Here is a 16,632-nt window from a genome sequence, read left to right as displayed (position 1 = left end):
GCGACCGAGCAAAGCCACGGGTATGGGCCTGATGTCGTCGGTAGTACGGTAGCGCGACGACCAGTCGCACGTTTCTCGGCCGACCGAGCCATCAGCGCGATCTAAATCATGAGTGACCTACCGGACAATTACGAGCCAGACGAGATCGAGGGGAAGTGGCGCGAACAGTGGCAGGCAATGGATGTCTACCAGTACGAGGATTCGGGGAGTCCCGACTACGTTATCGACACACCCCCGCCGTACCCGACCGGGAACCTCCACATCGGGAACGCGCTGGGGTGGTGTTACATGGACTTCGCCGCCCGGTACAAGCGCCTGCAGGGGTTCGACGTGGACTTCCCCCAGGGGTGGGACTGCCACGGCCTCCCGACCGAGGTGAAAGTCGAGGAGAACCGGGACATCCACCGGACGGACGTGCCCCGCGACGAGTTCCGCGAGATGTGCATCGAGCACACCGAGGAACAGATCGACGCGATGAAAGAGACGATGCACGCGCTGGGGTTCTCCCAGGACTGGGACCACGAGTTCAAGACGATGGACCCCGACTACTGGGGCGAGACCCAGCGGTCGTTCGTCCGGATGGCCGACTCCGACTACGTCTATCAGGACGAACACCCCGTCAACTGGTGTCCGCGGTGTGAGACCGCCATCGCCGACGCCGAGGTCGAAACCGAGGAGGGCGTCGACGGCACTCTCTACTACGTCACCTTCCCCGGTGCCGACGACGAAACGGACGACGTCGAGATCGCCACCACGCGTCCGGAACTGCTCGCCGCGTGTGTCTCGATGGCCGTCCACCCCGACGACGAGCGCTACGAGGACCGCATCGGTGACACGTTCGAGGTCCCCATCTTCGGCCAGGAGGTCGAACTCATCGCCGACGAGGACGCCGACGCCGAGTTCGGGACCGGCGCGGTCATGATCTGTACCTTCGGGGACAAACAGGACGTGGACTGGTGGGCCGAACACGACCTGGACCTCCGGGCGGTCGTCACCGAGGACGGCAAACTGAACGAGGACGCCGGCGAGTACGCCGGCATGACGATCGACGAGGCCAAGGAGGCCGTCGCCGACGACCTCCACGAGGCGGGCTATCTCAACGAGAGCGAACCCACGGAGCAGAACGTCGGGCAGTGCTGGCGGTGTGACACGCCCATCGAAATCCTCTCGAAAGAGCAGTGGTTCGTCGAGGTCCGCCAGGACGAAATCCTGGAACACGCCCGCGACGTCGAGTGGGTGCCCGAGCACATGTACGACCGCCTGGAGGACTGGACCGAGGGGATGGAGTGGGACTGGGTGATCTCCCGCCAGCGCGTGTTCGCCACGCCCATCCCCGCGTGGTTCTGTGAGGACTGCGGCCACACCCACGTCGCCGAAGAGGACGAACTCCCGGTCGAACCGACCGACGAGGATCCCGCAATCGGTGAGTGTCCCGAGTGTGGCGCCGAATCCTGGACCGGCGAGACCGACGTGATGGACACGTGGATGGACTCCTCGATCTCCGCGATGTACGTCAACGGCTGGCCCGGCGAGGCGTTCGAGCCGGTCCAACTGCGCGAGCAGGGCCACGACATCATCCGGACGTGGGCGTTCTACACCATCCTCCGGACCGCCGCCCTCGAAGACGAGATCCCGTGGGACGAGGCCCTGATCAACGGGATGGTCTTCGGCGAGGACGGCAACAAGATGTCCAAGTCCCGCGGGAACTTCGTCCAGCCCGAGGAGGCCGTCGAGGAGTACTCCGCCGACGCCTTCCGGCAGGCGATGGCCCTCGGTGGACAGCCCGGAAGCGACATCCAGTTCCAGTGGAAGGAGGTCAAGTCCGCGAGCCGCTTCGGGACGAAGGTCTGGAACATCACGAAGTTCGCGGCGGGCCACCTCGAGTCGGGCGGGCCGACGATGGAGAGCCCGGCCTACCGCGACGCCGACGAGTGGATTCTCTCGCGGACCTCGCAGGTCGCCGACACGGTCGCCGAGCACATGGACGCCTACCGGTTCGACGCCGCGCTCCGAGAGCTCCGGGAGTTCGTCTGGCACGACCTCGCCGACGACTACCTCGAACTCATCAAGGGCCGGCTCTACGAGGGGCGTCCCGGGGAGGCAAACGCCGCCAAGGACGCGCTCGAAACGGCGCTGTCGGCCTCGCTGCGGATGCTCGCGCCCTTCGCCCCCTTCCTGACCGAGGAGGCCTGGCAGGGCCTGCCCGCGACCGAGGGGAGCGTCCACGCCGCCGACTGGCCCGAAGTCGACATGGTCGACGAGGAGGCCGAGACCGTCGGCGAACTCATCGCGGACGTGGCCTCGACGGTCCGGGGCTGGAAGTCCGACCAGGGGATGGCGCTGAACGCCGAACTCGGGAAGATCGAAGTCTACGCCGAGGAGACCCCCGAACGCGCGGTCGACACCTACGACCTCTCGGAGGCGGTCAACGCCCCGGTCCACATCCGGAAGGGCGAGCCGGCGGTCGAACTCGTCCCCGTCGAGGTCGAACCCGACCACTCGGTCATCGGCCCCGAGTTCCGCGATCAGGCCGGCGCCGTCGTCGGCGCGCTGGAGGACGCCGACCCCGAGGACGTCAAACAGCAGAAACGCCTGGACGGCGAGGTGGAGGTCGACCTCGGTGAGGAGGTCGCCGTCGTCCCTGGCGACGCCGTCGCGGTGCACGAGGAACACCGCGCCGAGTCCGGCGAGGAGGTCGTCGTCGTCGAGAGCGACCTCGCGACGATCCTGATCTACCCCGACTGATCCGGTTTTTTCCATCGCTGGTCCGAACGCCAGCCCATGCCCGGGCCGACGTTCCTCGCCGGCGACCGACTCGACCTGCGGACGGTGACGCCCGACGACTACGACTTCCTGCTCGAACACGGGAACGACCCGGCGGTCCGTCGGGGCGCGCCCGCACCGACACCGGTCGGGCGGGACGACCTCGCGGCCTTCGTCGAGGACGACGAGGCGTCCGTCCAGTTTCTCCCCTGTCGCGACGGGACGCCGGTCGGCTTCGTCTTCCTGTTCGGGATCGAGCAGCAGCGCGACCACGCCGAACTCGGCTGCTGGATCGCCCCCGACGAGCAGGGCGAGGGGTACGCCACCGAGGCCACCGCGCTCTGTCTCGACCACGCGTTCGACGACCGCGGCCTGCACAAGGTCGTCGCGCGCGTGTTCGAGGGCAACGACGCCTCCCGGACGGTGATCGAGAAACTCGGCTTCCAGCAGGAGGGCCGGCTCCGCGAACAGGACTACGTCCGCGGCGAGCGCCACGACACGCTCCTCTACGGCTTGCTCGCCCGGGAGTGGCGGGACTGACCACCGGCGTTTAGTCGACCCCGGCCGAGAGGCGGGTATGGACGAGCGCGTACACGACCACGCAGAGGTGCTGGTCGACTGGAGCGCACGCATCGAGGCGGGCGACGACGTGGTCCTCCGGGTGGCGGAGGGTGCCCACGACCTCGCGGTCGCCGTCGCCGAGAAACTGGGCGAGCGGGGCGCGAACCTCCTGTCGGTGTACGACTCGGCGGAGGTCGCGCGGGCCTACACCCGCGCCCACGACGGCAAGTTCGACCCTGACCCGGAGTACCAGCTGGCGCTGTACGAGCAGGCCGACAGCGTCCTCTCGCTGGGCGGGGGCCGCAACACGACCGCCGGCGCGGACGTGCCAAGCGACCGCCGGCGGGCACTCGCGAACGCCCGCGAAGGGATTCGGGAAGCCCGACTCGCCACCGACTGGGTGTCGACGGTCCACCCGACGCGGTCGCTCGCCCAGCAGGCCGGGATGTCCTACGCGGCCTACCGCGAGTTCGTCTACGACGCCGTCCTCCGGGACTGGGACGCGCTCGCCGGGGAGATGGGGCGGCTCAAGCGCCGGCTGGACGACGGCAGCGAGGTCCGGATCGTCGGCGAGGGGACGGACCTCACGATGTCCGTCGAGAACCGGGTGGCGGTCAACAGCGCGGCCTCGGTCGCCTACGACTCCCACAACCTCCCCAGCGGCGAGGTGTTCACCGCCCCCGCCGAGACCGAGGGGACGGTCACCTTCGACGTGCCCATGACCATCAACGACCGCCGGGTCCGGGACGTGCGCCTGGAGTTCGCGGACGGCGAGGTGGTCGACTTCGCGGCCGAACAGGGAGCGGACGTGATCGCGGACGTACTGGACACGGACGCGGGCGCGAAGCGGCTGGGCGAACTCGGGGTCGGCATGAACCGCGGCATCGACCGCGTCACCGACAACATCCTCTTCGACGAGAAGATGGGCGGCACCGTCCACCTGGCGCTCGGGCGGGCCTACGCGTCGAACTTCCCCGCGGGCCACGAGGACGAACGAACGGAGAGCGCCGTGCACGTCGACCTCATCAGGTGGATGAACGAGGGGTCGCGGCTCGAAATCGACGGCGAAGTCGTCCAGGAGGACGGCCGGTTCGTCTGGGAGGACGACTGACCACGGCCGGGGGTTTTTCACTCCGTCCGGCGAGTGTGACCATATGCCACGGACGGACCTCACGGCGTTCGTCGACGGCATCGTCCACGAACCGACCCAGACCGAGGGCCGCGGGCTGGACCTGACGGCCGCCGCGGTCCACGAGGTCACCGAACCGGGCCGAGTCGACTTCGGCGGCGGCGAACTGGAACCGGCCGAGACCGAACCCCACCCGTCGGCGAAGCGCAACGAGGACGACGACTACGAGTGGTGGACGCTCGATGCGGGGCAGTACCTGCTTGAGTACAACGAGACGGTCGCGGCGCCGGACGACGTGGCCCTCCGGGTCCAGACCCGCGACGAACTGCTGGCGCGGGGCGCGTTCCACCCGACGCTGACGGTGCGGAACCTCGACGGCGTGCCCCTCTCGGTCGGCGGTGCAGGGCTGAAGCTCAAGGAGAACGCCCGGGTGTCGACGGTCGTCGGCGTCGAGCGGCCCTGACCGGTTCGGGGGGTGGAGCGACGGCGGGGCCGGCTCTCACCCGAGGAAGTACCGGAGCCAGCGGTTGTTCTGGACCACGTCCGTCTCTTCGAGGTACGCGTCGACGCCGAGGATGCGCCCGCTCCCGAACGCGCCGAGACCGAACAGGAGCGCGGCGTAGACCAGGTGGTCGTCGACGACCCAGCCGTGGGCGAGGGGGAGCCCGGCCATGAGGCCGCCCTGGAGCGCCGCCAGCCAGTAGAACAGCATCATGACGGCCCCCCAGAACGCGACCCAGCGGACGAACGCGCCGGCGATCAGGAACAGGCCCGTCAGCGTGAGGCCCCACGCGTTCAGCGGGTCGATGATCGCGATGTAGTCGGTCGCGAGCATCGACCAGAACCCCATCAGCGGGTTCCCCTCCGGAATCGCGTTGAGCAGGAATCCGCTCGCGCTCCAGCTGGGGTCGAGCACCTTCACGATGCCACCCTGGAACAGCACCCAGCCCATCACGACCCGGAGGATCAAAAGCGAGTAACCGAGCCAGTGTTCCGAGTACTCGAACGACACCGACCGGCCGAACAGTTCCGTGTCCATCGGCTTTGTAGTGGTATCTGTTGACATGGCACAGCCGACGGTTCGATAACATACTATTTATAATTTTGTCAGCGTGCCTGGCTCCGCGGAGCCCTGAGAGGCCCCTGTCGATTTCTGGATTATATCCGGAGAATGAACAGCGGTTACGCGTCGGTTTCGGCGATCAGTCCCACCACTCGCCGCGGCGCTCCTCGTAGGTGGCGTCCCGGAGCGGGGGTGGGAGGTCGGCTTCCTCGTCGTGGCCGAAGCCGGTCCCGAGCCAGCGGGCGACGTGCCAGCCGACGGCCTCGTCGTCGACGGTTCCGACCGAAATCACGAGCCGGGAGTACCGCTCGCGGGCACCGTCGCGGTCCGGGTCGGGGCCGAACAGCTGACTGCACGAGCCGGCCGCGTCGCCACAGGCACGGTCGGGAAACAGGATTCGGACGTCGGCGGCCGAGCGGTCGTCGACGCGGACGAACGAGACGTTGGCGGGGACGGTGCCGTCGGCGCCGTCGGCGTAGTAGTCGAGCGCGTGGCCGATCTGGTCGCGGACGGTCGCGCGCTCGTCGGCCGAGAGATTGCGGTCGTCGACGTACACCGACAGCGTCGAGCGGTTCCAGGGGAGCGCGCGCTCGGTCGCGTCGGGCCGGGGCTGGCTCGCGAGGACTGCGCGCTCACCCATGATTTCGCCGGGGGCGTCGTCGTGGCCCAGGCCGAGGACGTGGCCGAACTCGTGTTTCATGACCAGCCGGGTCGAGGCGCGGTCGAAGCCGCCCCGGATCCGCACGGAGAGGGGGCGGTCGTGGACGTGGAGGTCCTCGACGTAGGGCGCACAGCCGGCGGTGTGATCCTCGCGGCCACAGCCCGTCACGGTCTCGACGACGCTGACGCGCACGTCGGGGTCCGAGGCGTTCGGTTCGAGCCGGAACTCGATGGGGTGGCCCGCGTACCGCTCGGCGTTTGCCCCCCAGTAGTCGAGCGTCGTGCGGAGCGCCCGCTGGTGACTGGCGTACGAGTCGTCGGTCTCGACCGAGAGGGCGACGACCAGTTCCGTCTCGTCCCACGCGGGCGTTTCGGGGCCGGAGACTGCCTCGGAGAGGTCCGCCGGGACCGAACAGCCGGCGAGGACGACGGCGACCGCGACCGCGACGACACGCGTCTCCATCACCCGTTCCTTGTCGCGGACGAGCAAATCCGTTGTGGCTACTGGACGAGTCGTGGCTGAGGGGAGTAAGCCCCCTTCTGTTTGCCCGGCATTCGGCTGAGCGTCCGCGTGGTGCCCACGTGGGCAGTGTCGGGCTACCAGCGCACGCGGACTTGCACCGGTGAGGATTCGCCGTTCCATCCGTTCTCCGCGGGCGGCGTTCACGGGCGAGGCCCGTTCAAGCAGTCGGCGGCGACTACGTCGCCACCCGGTTCACGGGCGAGGCCCGCTCGCCATCGGGGTCCCGAAGGACCCCGCTTCGCTCGGCGGGTTAACTCCCCCTCCCTTGCGGTCGGGGTTCGCGCGCCTCATCGCTCCCACGGAGTGGTGTCGTTTCTGTTCCAGAGCCAGCGGTCTCCCGCTCCGGGCTTGCGCCCGGTCACCTGCCCGACGGTGGGGGGACTTTCCTCATGCGCTCTGGGCGCACGGGAGCCAGGCTCCCTCTGCCGGGCGAAGCTACTCGACGGCGCGGATTAAGCCGTTCGGTCGGCCGTGTGCCACGGTACCGTCTACCAGCCAGCTCGGAAGGGACACGTTCAAACGTTCCCCGGCCTATGAATGGGTAATGACAGCCACAGCGGGGAGCCTCTCGGCGACCGACGGCGTCCGTGCCGTCGAACTCGCCCGGAACGCCGTCGAGACGTTCGTAGAAAACGACAAGCGCGAGCAGCTCGGGAGTATGCGCGACGCCTTCTACGCTCGGACGGGCGCGTTCGTCCGACTGGAGAGTACCCGCGGACGCGGCCGACTCCGGGGCTGTGCCGGCACCTACGACGACAGCGAACACCTCGGCCGAGCCATCGTCGACGCCGCCATCGCGGCCGCCGGCGAGGACTCCTGTGGCTCGAGTGTCGACGCCGCAGAACTCGGTAACCTTCGTGTCTCGCTGTGTATCGTCGACAGCGTCGTCCTGACCGACGACCCGCTCGCCGATCTGGAGATCGGCCGCCACGGCGTCGCCGTCGAGAAGGGCGACCGGGGTGGCTGGCTCTACCCGACCGTCCCCGTCGAGAACGACTGGTCGGCCGCCGAGTGTCTCGACCGCGTCTGCCGGACCGCCGACCTCCCCGCCGGCGCCTGGGAGGACGACGCCATGGTCACGCTGTTCGAGGGCCGCGTCTTCCGCGAGCGCGAACCCAACGGCTCCGTCGCCGAACTCGACCTCTAGTCCCGTCGTCACGCGTTCGACGTCTCGCTCGCCACTCCGCCGCTCAGAATGAGAACTCCCCGAGCACCTGTACCGACCAGCGCCGCCGCTTTCCGGTGAGGTCAGGGAAAAGAACCGCGTCGTGTCGTGCGTCAGCAGGGGGGCGGGGTCGTTACGCGTCGGCGGCAGCGTCGTCAGCCGACTCCTCGGCGTCCTCGTCGGCCTGTTCGTCCTCGGTCATCTCCTCGTCGTCGACGGACTCCTCGTCAGCGGATTCGTCATCGGTGGCGTCCTCGTCGGCTTCCTCGGTGTCAGCGTCGTCCGCGTCCTCGTCAGCGGACTCCTCACTGTCGGCGCCCTCGGCGTCCGCGTCCTCGCTGTCAGCGTCGTCGTCCGGCGTCACGTCGCTGATAGCGGCACCGAGCGAGCCCTCGAGGTCACCGTCGAGGAACTGATTGATCGTCTCGTGGATCTCGTGGACGTGGTCGGGCACCTGCTCGGGCAGGTCCGCGGGCGGGCCACGGCGTTCGTCGGCGTTCTCGGCGGCGGCAGGCTTCTTCTCGCTCGCGTCCGCGGCGTCGCTCGCGTTCCCGTCCGCGGCGTCACGCTCCTCGGCGGCCTCGGCAGCGTCGGCCTGTTCGTTCGCGTTCGATGCACCCGCGTCCGCGGCCTGGCCCGGCAGGGCCGCCACGGTACCCGCGCTCAACAGCAGTGCGGCCAGTGCGGCCACGACGAGTTTGCTTGCGTTCATTGTCTGACTCCACTCGGTCCTGGGCACTCCGGGGTCATGAAGGGGGGAAGCCGTGAACCCGAATTTCCGGAGCGTCAGCCCGAATTAAGCCGTTTTAACTGGATTTAACTCGGTTCAATCCGGGCTCGACGGCGAGCGAGTGGCGTGGCAGGCATCCGGCGGGACCCGCGGGCCGGGGCGCGCGGTTCGGGGAGAAGTAGACCCGGTGACCGATCCGGGCCGGTCCGCTCATTCGACCGGAAACCCGGTCCGCTCACTCGCTCCCGAATCCGGTCCGTTCGGCGTCGGCCAGCGCCCGGTCGGCGGCCGCGTCGAGGTCGAACTCGCGGACGATCTCGCCGTCCTCGATCAGCGGTTCCAGCAGGGGCTCGCCGTCGGCCGGACCGTCGGCGTCGGCCAGGGCCACGTGGTGGCCGCCGTCGAGCGTCCGGTAGGCCTGCTTCGTCCCGGAGAGTTTCCCTCGCTTCGCGGCCGGTTCCCCCTCGACCTCGACGATATCCAGCGCGAAGTCGATGGGGTCGGCGTTGCTGACGAAACCGCCGACGCCGAACCCCTCGACCACGTCCCGCAGGTCCCGGATTTCGGCGGGGCCGAGACCGCCGGAGGCGAAGATGCCCACGTCCTCGAAGCCCTTCGCGTCGAGTTCCCAGCGGGTCTCGCGAATGATGTGCCGGAAGTCGCCCCGCCGGGAGCCGGTGGTGTCGAGGCGGACGCTGTCCAGTGCCTCGACGGCTTCGGCGGCCCGGACCGACTCGTCTTTCTCGTCGGAGTAGGTGTCACAGAGCGCGACCCGGGGCACGTCCGCGGCGACCGCCTCGTCGAACGCCTGCCAGGCGTCCTCCTGGTTGCCCCGGCCGAAGCAGATTACGAGCGCGTGTGGCATCGTGCCGCTCGCTTCCACGCCGATCACCTCGCCGGCCGCGACGTTGGAGATACCGTCGAGCCCGCCGACCATCGCGCCACGCTCGACGACCGCCGCGATGGCGGGATGGGTGTGCCGGGAGCCGAAACTGATCACGAGCGAGTCCGGCGCGGCCCGGCGGGCCGCCAGCGCGTTTGTCGCGATGCCGGAGGCGTGCGAGAGGAAGCCCAGCAACGCGGTCTCGTAGACCGCGAACTCCAGATAGCGGCCCTCGATGCGGAGGACGGGACCGCCGTCGAACAGCCGCCCCTCCCGGAGCGCGTAGACGTCGATATCGAGGCCTTCGAGGAGGCGGGCGGTGTCGTTCAGGCCCGCGAGCACCTCGAACTCGCCGTCGGGAAACTGGTCCGCGGTCACCTCGGCGACGACGTGGGGGTTGCGGTCGGCGTGCTCCAGTGCCTCGACCGTCCGGTCGAAGTAGGCGTCCGTCGCGCGACCCTCTCGGATGGCCTCGGACGAAACGATGTCGAACTCGGTCATGACCGTCGCTACCGCCCCACCGACGAAAAAACTACCCGTCGGTGCCGTCGCTCGCTTCGGCGTCGGCGACCGTCACGCTCGGCGGCCGACAGTCCCACTCAGCCGTGAATCCCGTCGAGGGATTCGACGGACGGCCCGTTGACGATCCGGACGCGCGTGCCCGTCCGGGTCACCCGGAAGGCGTCGCCGAACGGGTCGGACTCGGGCAGGACGTAGGTGTCCGTCCCCGGCTGGCGGCTCGCCCGCTCGTCGAGGACCGCCCGGTAAGCCCGCTCGAAGTCCCGCGCGTCCCGACGGGAGTCCCACTCGATGGCCCAGACGTAGCCGAAGCGGTCGCCGTCCCGGTAAGGGACGATGCGGTCGCCGCCCCACCCCGAGGAGAGGGGATGCTCGTACTCGTAGGGGGCGCCGTCGTCGGCCTGGCCGGTCGCCCGGAGCATGGCGTAGATGGAGGCCTCACCGACCACGTCGTGGGCCGGCCGCTGGAGGTCGAACCGCTCCCACTGCCCGTTCGAGCGGTCCGGGATCGACACGTCGACCGGGGCCTCGTCGGGATACTTCTCGGGGTGGATGAGCTGTTCCGTGCTGTTGGGGTATCGCTCGTAGAGGCGGTCCACGGCGTCCCAGCCCTCGGCCTGCTGACGCTCGGCGACGAACCGCGGCCCGGCGGCGTAGGGGGCATAGAGGGCGACGAACACGCCACGGTCGAAGTCGCTGTCCGTCCCGGCGGTCGTCCGATCCGGGCGGTCGAGACAGCGCCAGCGGTCGCCACAGCGGCGTTCGTACAGTTTCTGGACGTAGGTCGCGTCGCCCTCCGTGACGCCCCGGTGGGCGAGCTGGGTGTCCTGGAACTCGGGGTTGCCGCCGAGGCCGTAGTGCTGGTCCTGGAGCGCGTGGACGAGTTCGTGTGCCAGCGTCGTTCGGTCGATGGTCGGCGTCTCGGCGTCACTGACGATCACGATCTCGTCCTTGCTCGGCGAGTAGTAGCCCTGGACGGACGACCCGAGCGTCGAGTCGAACGCCGCGGAGACGTTCCGGTCCTCGCCGACGAGGAAGAGGGCCTCCCAGACCTGGTTGTTCCACTCGCCGTAGGCGCCGCCGTTCCCCGAGTCGGAGTTGTTCCGGCGGTACTCGGCCCGGGAGATGACCGTCACCGGCACCGGTTCCTCGAACTCCAGGCCGCGGATCTCCTCGACGCGTGCCATCGTCCGCGCGACGACGGCCGCGCGCTCGCTCGCGTTCAGCCCGTCCTCGGTCGTCACCTGGAGGGGGTCGTCGTGCCAGGTCCCGTTCTCCCAGCCCAGCTGGTCGCTCGCCGGGTCGGGTCGCTCCCCGCCGAGGAAGGCGTTACAGCCGGCGAGCAGGCAGACCGCCGCGAGCGCGAGGAGGGCGAGGCGTCGTCGCACGGCCGGTCACCCACTCGCCGAGGCGGCGGGGGCCGCCACGGTGTCGGACACGTCGGGGAGGTCCCCGACCGTCGGCGCGTTGACGAGCGTGACGGTCGTCCCCGACTGCCGGACGGCGTAAGCGTCGGTGAACGGACTGGTCTCGTCGTCGATCCGCCAGACGCCGTCGCGGTCCGGGACCCGCTCGCCGCCCCAGTACTGGAGGAGCGACCCGTACCCCTCGACGAACTCCGTCGCCTCGCTCCGTGACTCCCACTCGATACGCCAGACGTAGGCCGTCTCGGGCGCGTCGTCGGGAGCCGTCTCGTCGTCCGCGGTCGTCGCTCCCGCACTCGTCCCGTTCGTGTCGTTCACGCCCGTCCGCGCGTAGACGTGGAGCGTGTCGCCGTCCCAGCCGTCGCTGTAGGGGATGTCGTAGTCGAAGAGGTCGCCCTGGGTGTCGACCTGCCCGTTCTCGATGTGGAGGAAGTCCTCGCGCGAGACGACGCCGACGCCGCGGCGCCGGTAGTCGGCGTCGAACCAGGTGTAAGCGAACATCGTCGTGATGACCGACTGCCCGAGCGTTTCCCGTGCCGGCCGCTCGTCGGGACGGACCCGCTCCCAGTCCGCGCTCGTCGCGTCACGCAGCGTCACGTTCGTCGGCCGCTCGTCGGGATAGGCCTCGGGGTAGATGATCTGCTCGGCCGAAACCGGCGGGTCCTCGTACATCGCGTCGATCCGGTCCCAGCCGCCCCGGTCGTAGTGGTACTCGATGAACGTCGGGCCGTCGCTGTACGGGAAATAGCGCATCATGTTGATGCCTATGTGGACGTCGCCGGCCCCGCCGCCGCCCCCGAGGGCGTCACTGTCGTCCGGTTGGGGGATACACTCCCACTCGTCGCCACACCGCTCCATGTACCGCTCGTCGATGAGGTTCCCGTCGCCCTCGACGAGGCCGTTCTGTCCGTTGAGCGCGTCGCGCGTCTCGACGGACCGGCGCATCGCCGTGACGTTGAACCGCGTGTCCTGGAGGGCGTGGCCGACCTCCTGAGCGAGCGTCTCCTCGCCGTCGAACTGCGGTTTCCCGGTGTCGGAGATCAGCACGATGGAGTCGTTCCGCAGGTCGTAGTAGCCGCCGGTCGTCGCGGCACGGTTCGTCCGCTGGGTCGCCAGCGCGTCCTCGTCCTCGCCGACGAGGAACGGAGCCTCGAACTTGCCGTTCTCGAAGGTTCTGACGGCCGTGCTGTGGTTCGTCGCCCCGTCGAACGTCCGGTTACGGAACTCGGCACGGGAGCGCACCGAGATCGGGATCGTTCCGTCGACCTCGAACTCCAGTTGCCGGACGTACTCGACGCGGGCCATCGCCCGGGCGACTGCCGCCCGGCGCTCGCTCGCGTTCATCCCGTCACTGTTGTCGACGGCGATGGACTCGTTGTGCCAGTAGCCCGCCTCCCAGCCGAGTCGGTCCGTCGGCGGGTCGGGCGGTCCCTCGCCGAGCCCGCCGGCCGCCGGCTCACCGCTCGCGGCCGTCGTCGTCGCGTCCGTTCCGTCGGTGACGGCCGTCTCGCTCGCTCCGTCGCTCGCTGTCGTCGCGTTCGTACCGTCGAGAGGCGTGTCCGTCGCGTTCCCGGCGTCGGGTGCGGAGAGGCCGCTACAGCCGGCTAACACGACGACCGCGAGGAGGGCTGCGGCGAGGACCGTACGCATACCCCGTCCCAGGGACCGCGCGGCCAAAAGTGACGCGGGTGCGGGCGCCCGAGGGGCACGTCCCCGCGGGGAACGGTTTTTTTCCGCGCGTCCGAAGACACGGACATGGAGTTCGACAGCGGCTCGACGGCACTGGTCGTGGTCGATATGCAAAACGGCTTCTGTCACCCCGACGGGTCACTCTACGCGCCGCCGAGCGAGGCGGCCATCGAACCCGTCGCCGACCTCGTCGACCGGGCCCGCGACGCCGGGGTCCAGGTCGTCTACACCCGGGACGTCCACCCACCGGAGCAGTTCGAGGACACCCACTACTACGACGAGTTCGACCGCTGGGGCGAGCACGTCCTCGAGGACTCCTGGGAGGCCGAGATCGTCGAGGAACTGGCCGTGCGCGAGGAGGATCTCGTCGTCGAGAAACACACGTACGACGCGTTCCACGAGACGGAACTCGACGGCTGGCTCTCGGCGCGGAACGTTCGGGACCTGGCTATCTGTGGGACGCTGGCGAACGTCTGTGTCCTCCACACGGCGTCGAGCGCCGGCCTCCGGGACTACCGTCCGGTCGTAATCGAGGACGCGGTCGGGTATATCGAGGACGACGACCGTGAGTACGCGCTGGAACACGCCGAGTGGCTGTTCGGCGAACTCGCGGGCCGCGAGGAGATCACCTTCTAGCTCTCGCTGCGATAGACGCCCTGGCCGGTGGCGATGGTGCTCATGTTGCCGTTGGGTGTCCGGCTCTCGACGGTGATGGTCGCGACGGCGGAGCCGTCACCGCGCTCGACGACCTCCGCCGACGCGGTGAGGTCGTGGGCCGCCTCGTTGAGGAAGTTACAGTCGAGACTCAGCGGCTCGACCCGGTCGTTGACGGGATCGGGCATCGTCGTCCGGATGGCGATCTCGCCGGCCTGTTCCATCAGCGTCGACACGATCCCGTTGTGGACGGTCGGCGGTTCGTTCTCCCTGTCGGTGAGTTTGGTGTCGAAGGGAATCGTCAGCGTCGTCGCCCCGTGCTCGATGTTCTGCATCTGCATCCCGAGCCAGGAGAGATAGCCACTCTCCCGCTCGACGGACATCCGGAGCATCACCGGTGCTCCTTCCGGCAGGTCTTTGGCCATGGTGTGTGTTACATATTCGACAGCACCCTTATTTCAATTGGTTCTTTCGCGCCCGCGAGCCGTGGAAGCGAATCAGCCGTACCGGCGGCCGACCCGTCGCTTCCCGCCTATCGCCCGCGTTTAAGTGCCTGCGAGCCGAAGATGGGACGGTATGTCGAACGCGCCGGTGTGTCGGCGGCTCGGCTCGCGGCCGCTGTACATCGGGGACCGCCGTGCGGCGAACCCCGAGACGTATGCCGAGGAGCCGGCCGATTTCGCGACCGTCGTAACCCTCTCGCGGCGCCGCGAGCCGCTGACGACACACCACCACCCGCTGGACGACGGCGCGAACAACCGCCCCGCGGAGTTCGACGCCGCCGTCGACACGACGCGGGCGCTCGTCCGCGCCGACGGCGGTTTGCTCGTCCACTGTGCCGCCGGTATCTCCCGGAGTGCAACGGTGCTTTCGACGGCCATCGCCGCCGAGGAAGCCCGGGCGTTCGCCGAGGGGCTGACCGTCGTCCAGCGCCACCGCGAACGGGCCTGTCCACATCCCGCGCTCCGCGAGCAGGCCCGGCGGTATCTCGACGACAGCCCCCGGGAGCCCGTCGCGACGGACCCCGGCCGCCGCCGCGACCGCGACATCGAACAACGCATCGGTGACGACCCCGCCGGAGACGAGAAATCGACGGTCGAGCGCAGGGGCCGCGCCGAAGCGATACTCGACCGCTTTTTCGGGCGGTGACGGGACCGCCCACCTCGGGTCAGCCCAGGCGTATCGGCTCGTCAGTCGGGGCGATTTCGACGGCCAGTTCGTCGCCGACGGCGAAGCCGTGGTCCGGGCAGACGAGTTTCGCGCCGGCGGTCTTCCGACCGAGGAACAGCGAGAGACCGGTAATCGGCTCGTCGTTCGCCCGGAGCGCCACGTCCGCCCAGTCGACGGTGCCGTCCGCGGCGGTCCCGACCCGCTGGCCGAGCAGGGAGAGTGGGCCCGTTGCGGGGGTCACGCCCCGGTCGGCACCGGTCCCGTCGGCACCGGCCCCGACGGCGGCCGCATCGACCGAGAAAGCGCCGCCGCCCGCGTAGTGGACGAGGCCGCCGTCGAGTACGGTTCCGTCGTCGGCGGCGAGGCCGGCGAAGCACTCGCCCGGCGCGGGGTGGGCGGGCGAATCGAGGACGACGTAGGTGTCGCCGGTCTCGACGACGGTGCCGGTTCCGTCCCACTCGGCCGGGCGCACGTCGAGGTCGGCGGGGAGGGCGAGCGGGAGCGACCCGGAGGCGCGGACGGGGTCGTCGTCGGCCCCGCGGAAGCCGAGGTGGACGTGGTTGGTGACCCACGGAGCGAAAAAGCCCGAACGGACGAGTTCGCCGAGCGAATCGCCGACGGCGACGTGGTCGCCGGGGGAGACGTCGGGGTCGACGTGGAGGATCCGCGCTGCGTCAGCGTCGGCGGCCCCCGGCGAGTCCGGGGCGAGGTCGACGACAATCAGGTGGTCGTGGGCGGCGGCGTAGGGTTTCGAGGGCGCGTCGACGGTACGAGTGTCGACGACCTCGCCGGCGACGGGCGAGGGGGCATCCACGGAGTCGGGGTAGAGGTCGACGGCACAGCCGCGGTCGTGGGCGGTGTACGGGGAGTTGAACAGGGACAGGCGGGGGTAGCGACGGCACACGGCGGCGGGGAGCGTGACGGCCATCGCCGTCGGATAGTCTTCGAGAGCGTTTAGTCCCGTCGGGACGCAGGGGGTGGTATGGGAACGGAGGTGCGGGTGGTCCGCGGCCGCGCGGCGTCCGTCGAGGCCGACAGGGAGTTCACCGCGGACCTGCTGGCTGGCGCGAAGACCGGCCAGCCCGCGCTCCGGGTGTGGCGACCCCACCGACAGGTCGCGTTCGGCCCCCGAGACGTCCACAGCGACGGCTACGACCGCGCCCGCGAGATCGCGGACGAACGGGGCTACGCCGTCTGCGAGCGGTCCGTCGGCGGGCGGGCGGTCGCCTACACCGGGACGACCGTCGCCTTCGCCCGCATCGAACCCGTCGACGATATGCGCGAGGGGGTCCAGCAACGGTACGCGACCGCCCGCGTCGACCTGCGGGCGGCGCTCGGCGACCTCGGCGTCGACGCGCGCCGCGGCGAACCCGAGGGCTCGTTCTGTCCCGGCAGCCAGTCGCTCCAGGCCGGGCGGTCGGGCAAACTCGTGGGCATCGCCCAGCGCGTCCAGCAGGACGCGGCGATGGTCGCCGGCGTCGTCATCGTCGACGACCACACCGAAATCGCGGAGACGCTCGCGCCGATCTACGACGCGCTCGACCTCGATTTCGACCCGCGCTCGGTCGGCAGCATCGCGAAGGCCGGCGGGGAGCCGGACCCGGTCGGCGCCATCCTGCGCATCGAGGACGAACTCCTCGGGGACCGGCTGGCCTCCGTGGAGTGGCTCGGGGAGTAGGGGACCCACCCCGTGGCCGCA

The 16,632-nt window shown here is 69.6% G+C and carries 16 protein-coding genes and 1 other RNA gene; 8 read left to right on the top strand and 9 right to left on the bottom strand.

Annotated features, from left to right (window positions below):
• Window positions 1–108: 108 nt before the first annotated feature.
• Genes MUG96_RS02470 through MUG96_RS02455 form a run of 4 tightly spaced genes read left to right on the top strand, consistent with a single transcriptional unit; the run spans window position 109 to window position 4,916 of the window.
• Complete coding sequence (locus tag MUG96_RS02470; RefSeq protein WP_246986176.1) at window positions 109–2,745, top strand: valine--tRNA ligase; 2,637 nt, start codon at window positions 109–111, stop codon at window positions 2,743–2,745.
• Between the two features lie 36 nt (window positions 2,746–2,781).
• Window positions 2,782–3,303, top strand: coding sequence for a GNAT family N-acetyltransferase (locus tag MUG96_RS02465; RefSeq protein WP_246986175.1), 522 nt, complete (start codon window positions 2,782–2,784; stop codon window positions 3,301–3,303).
• A gap of 37 nt (window positions 3,304–3,340) precedes the next feature.
• Window positions 3,341–4,435, top strand: a complete 1,095-nt coding sequence (locus MUG96_RS02460) for an aminopeptidase (RefSeq protein WP_246986174.1) — start codon at window positions 3,341–3,343, stop codon at window positions 4,433–4,435.
• Between the two features lie 43 nt (window positions 4,436–4,478).
• On the top strand, window positions 4,479–4,916 hold the full coding sequence (locus tag MUG96_RS02455) for a dCTP deaminase/dUTPase family protein (RefSeq protein WP_246986172.1): 438 nt from the start codon (window positions 4,479–4,481) through the stop codon (window positions 4,914–4,916).
• Between the two features lie 36 nt (window positions 4,917–4,952).
• Here MUG96_RS02455 and MUG96_RS02450 read toward each other — a convergent pair whose 3' ends face one another.
• The 3 genes from MUG96_RS02450 to rnpB all read right to left on the bottom strand — a co-directional run bounded on the left by MUG96_RS02450 (window position 4,953) and on the right by rnpB (window position 7,126).
• Window positions 4,953–5,519 (bottom strand): DoxX family protein, encoded by a 567-nt coding sequence (locus tag MUG96_RS02450; RefSeq protein ID WP_246986170.1) that lies wholly within the window; start codon window positions 5,517–5,519, stop codon window positions 4,953–4,955.
• A gap of 136 nt (window positions 5,520–5,655) precedes the next feature.
• Window positions 5,656–6,639, bottom strand: a complete 984-nt coding sequence (locus MUG96_RS02445) for a zinc metalloprotease (protein WP_246986168.1) — start codon at window positions 6,637–6,639, stop codon at window positions 5,656–5,658.
• A 54-nt stretch (window positions 6,640–6,693) separates the two neighbouring features.
• Window positions 6,694–7,126: RNase P RNA component (gene rnpB / locus MUG96_RS02440), an RNA gene on the bottom strand.
• 117 nt (window positions 7,127–7,243) lie between these two features.
• Here rnpB and MUG96_RS02435 point away from each other — a divergent pair.
• A complete protein-coding gene (locus tag MUG96_RS02435; RefSeq protein WP_246986167.1) occupies window positions 7,244–7,846 on the top strand; it encodes a TIGR00296 family protein in 603 nt (200 codons plus the stop codon).
• Between the two features lie 151 nt (window positions 7,847–7,997).
• Here the strand turns inward: MUG96_RS02435 and MUG96_RS02430 are convergent, their stop codons facing one another.
• The 4 genes from MUG96_RS02430 to MUG96_RS02415 form a co-directional block, all read right to left on the bottom strand.
• The gene (locus MUG96_RS02430) at window positions 7,998–8,576 is read right to left on the bottom strand and encodes a hypothetical protein (RefSeq protein ID WP_246986164.1); all 579 of its coding nucleotides are present in this window, start codon (window positions 8,574–8,576) and stop codon (window positions 7,998–8,000) included.
• A 253-nt stretch (window positions 8,577–8,829) separates the two neighbouring features.
• Window positions 8,830–9,978 (bottom strand): nicotinate phosphoribosyltransferase, encoded by a 1,149-nt coding sequence (locus tag MUG96_RS02425; protein WP_246986162.1) that lies wholly within the window; start codon window positions 9,976–9,978, stop codon window positions 8,830–8,832.
• Between the two features lie 98 nt (window positions 9,979–10,076).
• Window positions 10,077–11,384 carry an Hvo_1808 family surface protein gene (locus MUG96_RS02420; protein ID WP_246986160.1) on the bottom strand — a complete coding sequence of 436 codons (1,308 nt, stop codon included), beginning with the start codon at window positions 11,382–11,384 and terminating at the stop codon, window positions 10,077–10,079.
• A gap of 6 nt (window positions 11,385–11,390) precedes the next feature.
• Window positions 11,391–13,070, bottom strand: a complete 1,680-nt coding sequence (locus MUG96_RS02415; RefSeq protein ID WP_246986159.1) for an Hvo_1808 family surface protein — start codon at window positions 13,068–13,070, stop codon at window positions 11,391–11,393.
• 105 nt (window positions 13,071–13,175) lie between these two features.
• Here MUG96_RS02415 and MUG96_RS02410 point away from each other — a divergent pair, with 105 nt between their 5' ends.
• Window positions 13,176–13,745: a cysteine hydrolase family protein gene (locus MUG96_RS02410; protein ID WP_246986158.1), complete on the top strand. Its 570-nt coding sequence runs from the start codon at window positions 13,176–13,178 to the stop codon at window positions 13,743–13,745.
• Here MUG96_RS02410 and MUG96_RS02405 read toward each other — a convergent pair.
• The gene (locus MUG96_RS02405) at window positions 13,742–14,188 is read right to left on the bottom strand and encodes a PaaI family thioesterase (RefSeq protein ID WP_246986157.1); all 447 of its coding nucleotides are present in this window, start codon (window positions 14,186–14,188) and stop codon (window positions 13,742–13,744) included. The two genes, MUG96_RS02410 and MUG96_RS02405, sit on opposite strands and share 4 nt — an antisense overlap.
• Window positions 14,189–14,339: 151 nt before the next feature.
• On the opposite strand from MUG96_RS02405, the gene MUG96_RS02400 reads away from it, so the two are divergent.
• Window positions 14,340–14,912, top strand: coding sequence for a protein-tyrosine phosphatase family protein (locus tag MUG96_RS02400; protein ID WP_246986156.1), 573 nt, complete (start codon window positions 14,340–14,342; stop codon window positions 14,910–14,912).
• Between the two features lie 19 nt (window positions 14,913–14,931).
• Here MUG96_RS02400 and MUG96_RS02395 read toward each other — a convergent pair whose 3' ends face one another.
• The gene (locus MUG96_RS02395; RefSeq protein WP_246986155.1) at window positions 14,932–15,861 is read right to left on the bottom strand and encodes a DUF8155 domain-containing protein; all 930 of its coding nucleotides are present in this window, start codon (window positions 15,859–15,861) and stop codon (window positions 14,932–14,934) included.
• Window positions 15,862–15,927: 66 nt separating this feature from the next.
• Here MUG96_RS02395 and MUG96_RS02390 point away from each other — a divergent pair, with 66 nt between their 5' ends.
• A complete protein-coding gene (locus MUG96_RS02390) occupies window positions 15,928–16,611 on the top strand; it encodes a lipoyl protein ligase domain-containing protein (protein ID WP_246988599.1) in 684 nt (227 codons plus the stop codon).
• Window positions 16,612–16,632 lie beyond the last annotated feature (21 nt).

Source organism: Halorientalis marina (genome assembly GCF_023028345.1).
Taxonomy (GTDB): domain Archaea; phylum Halobacteriota; class Halobacteria; order Halobacteriales; family Haloarculaceae; genus Halorientalis; species Halorientalis marina.
The sequence above is the reverse complement of the archived record's forward strand: the minus strand, read 5'-3'. Positions and strand labels throughout refer to the sequence as shown.

Bases quoted from the DNA above. Each gene is read 5' to 3' on its own strand.
- MUG96_RS02470 (WP_246986176.1), top strand. From the start codon at position 109: ATGAGTGACCTACCGGACAATTACGAGCCAGACGAGATCGAGGGGAAG.
- MUG96_RS02465 (WP_246986175.1), top strand. From the start codon at position 2,782: ATGCCCGGGCCGACGTTCCTCGCCGGCGACCGACTCGACCTGCGGACG.
- MUG96_RS02460 (WP_246986174.1), top strand. From the start codon at position 3,341: ATGGACGAGCGCGTACACGACCACGCAGAGGTGCTGGTCGACTGGAGC.
- MUG96_RS02455 (WP_246986172.1), top strand. From the start codon at position 4,479: ATGCCACGGACGGACCTCACGGCGTTCGTCGACGGCATCGTCCACGAA.
- MUG96_RS02450 (WP_246986170.1), bottom strand. From the start codon at position 5,519: ATGTCAACAGATACCACTACAAAGCCGATGGACACGGAACTGTTCGGC.
- MUG96_RS02445 (WP_246986168.1), bottom strand. From the start codon at position 6,639: ATGGAGACGCGTGTCGTCGCGGTCGCGGTCGCCGTCGTCCTCGCCGGC.
- MUG96_RS02435 (WP_246986167.1), top strand. From the start codon at position 7,244: ATGACAGCCACAGCGGGGAGCCTCTCGGCGACCGACGGCGTCCGTGCC.
- MUG96_RS02430 (WP_246986164.1), bottom strand. From the start codon at position 8,576: ATGAACGCAAGCAAACTCGTCGTGGCCGCACTGGCCGCACTGCTGTTG.
- MUG96_RS02425 (WP_246986162.1), bottom strand. From the start codon at position 9,978: ATGACCGAGTTCGACATCGTTTCGTCCGAGGCCATCCGAGAGGGTCGC.
- MUG96_RS02415 (WP_246986159.1), bottom strand. From the start codon at position 13,070: ATGCGTACGGTCCTCGCCGCAGCCCTCCTCGCGGTCGTCGTGTTAGCC.
- MUG96_RS02410 (WP_246986158.1), top strand. From the start codon at position 13,176: ATGGAGTTCGACAGCGGCTCGACGGCACTGGTCGTGGTCGATATGCAA.
- MUG96_RS02405 (WP_246986157.1), bottom strand. From the start codon at position 14,188: ATGGCCAAAGACCTGCCGGAAGGAGCACCGGTGATGCTCCGGATGTCC.
- MUG96_RS02400 (WP_246986156.1), top strand. From the start codon at position 14,340: ATGTCGAACGCGCCGGTGTGTCGGCGGCTCGGCTCGCGGCCGCTGTAC.
- MUG96_RS02395 (WP_246986155.1), bottom strand. From the start codon at position 15,861: ATGGCCGTCACGCTCCCCGCCGCCGTGTGCCGTCGCTACCCCCGCCTG.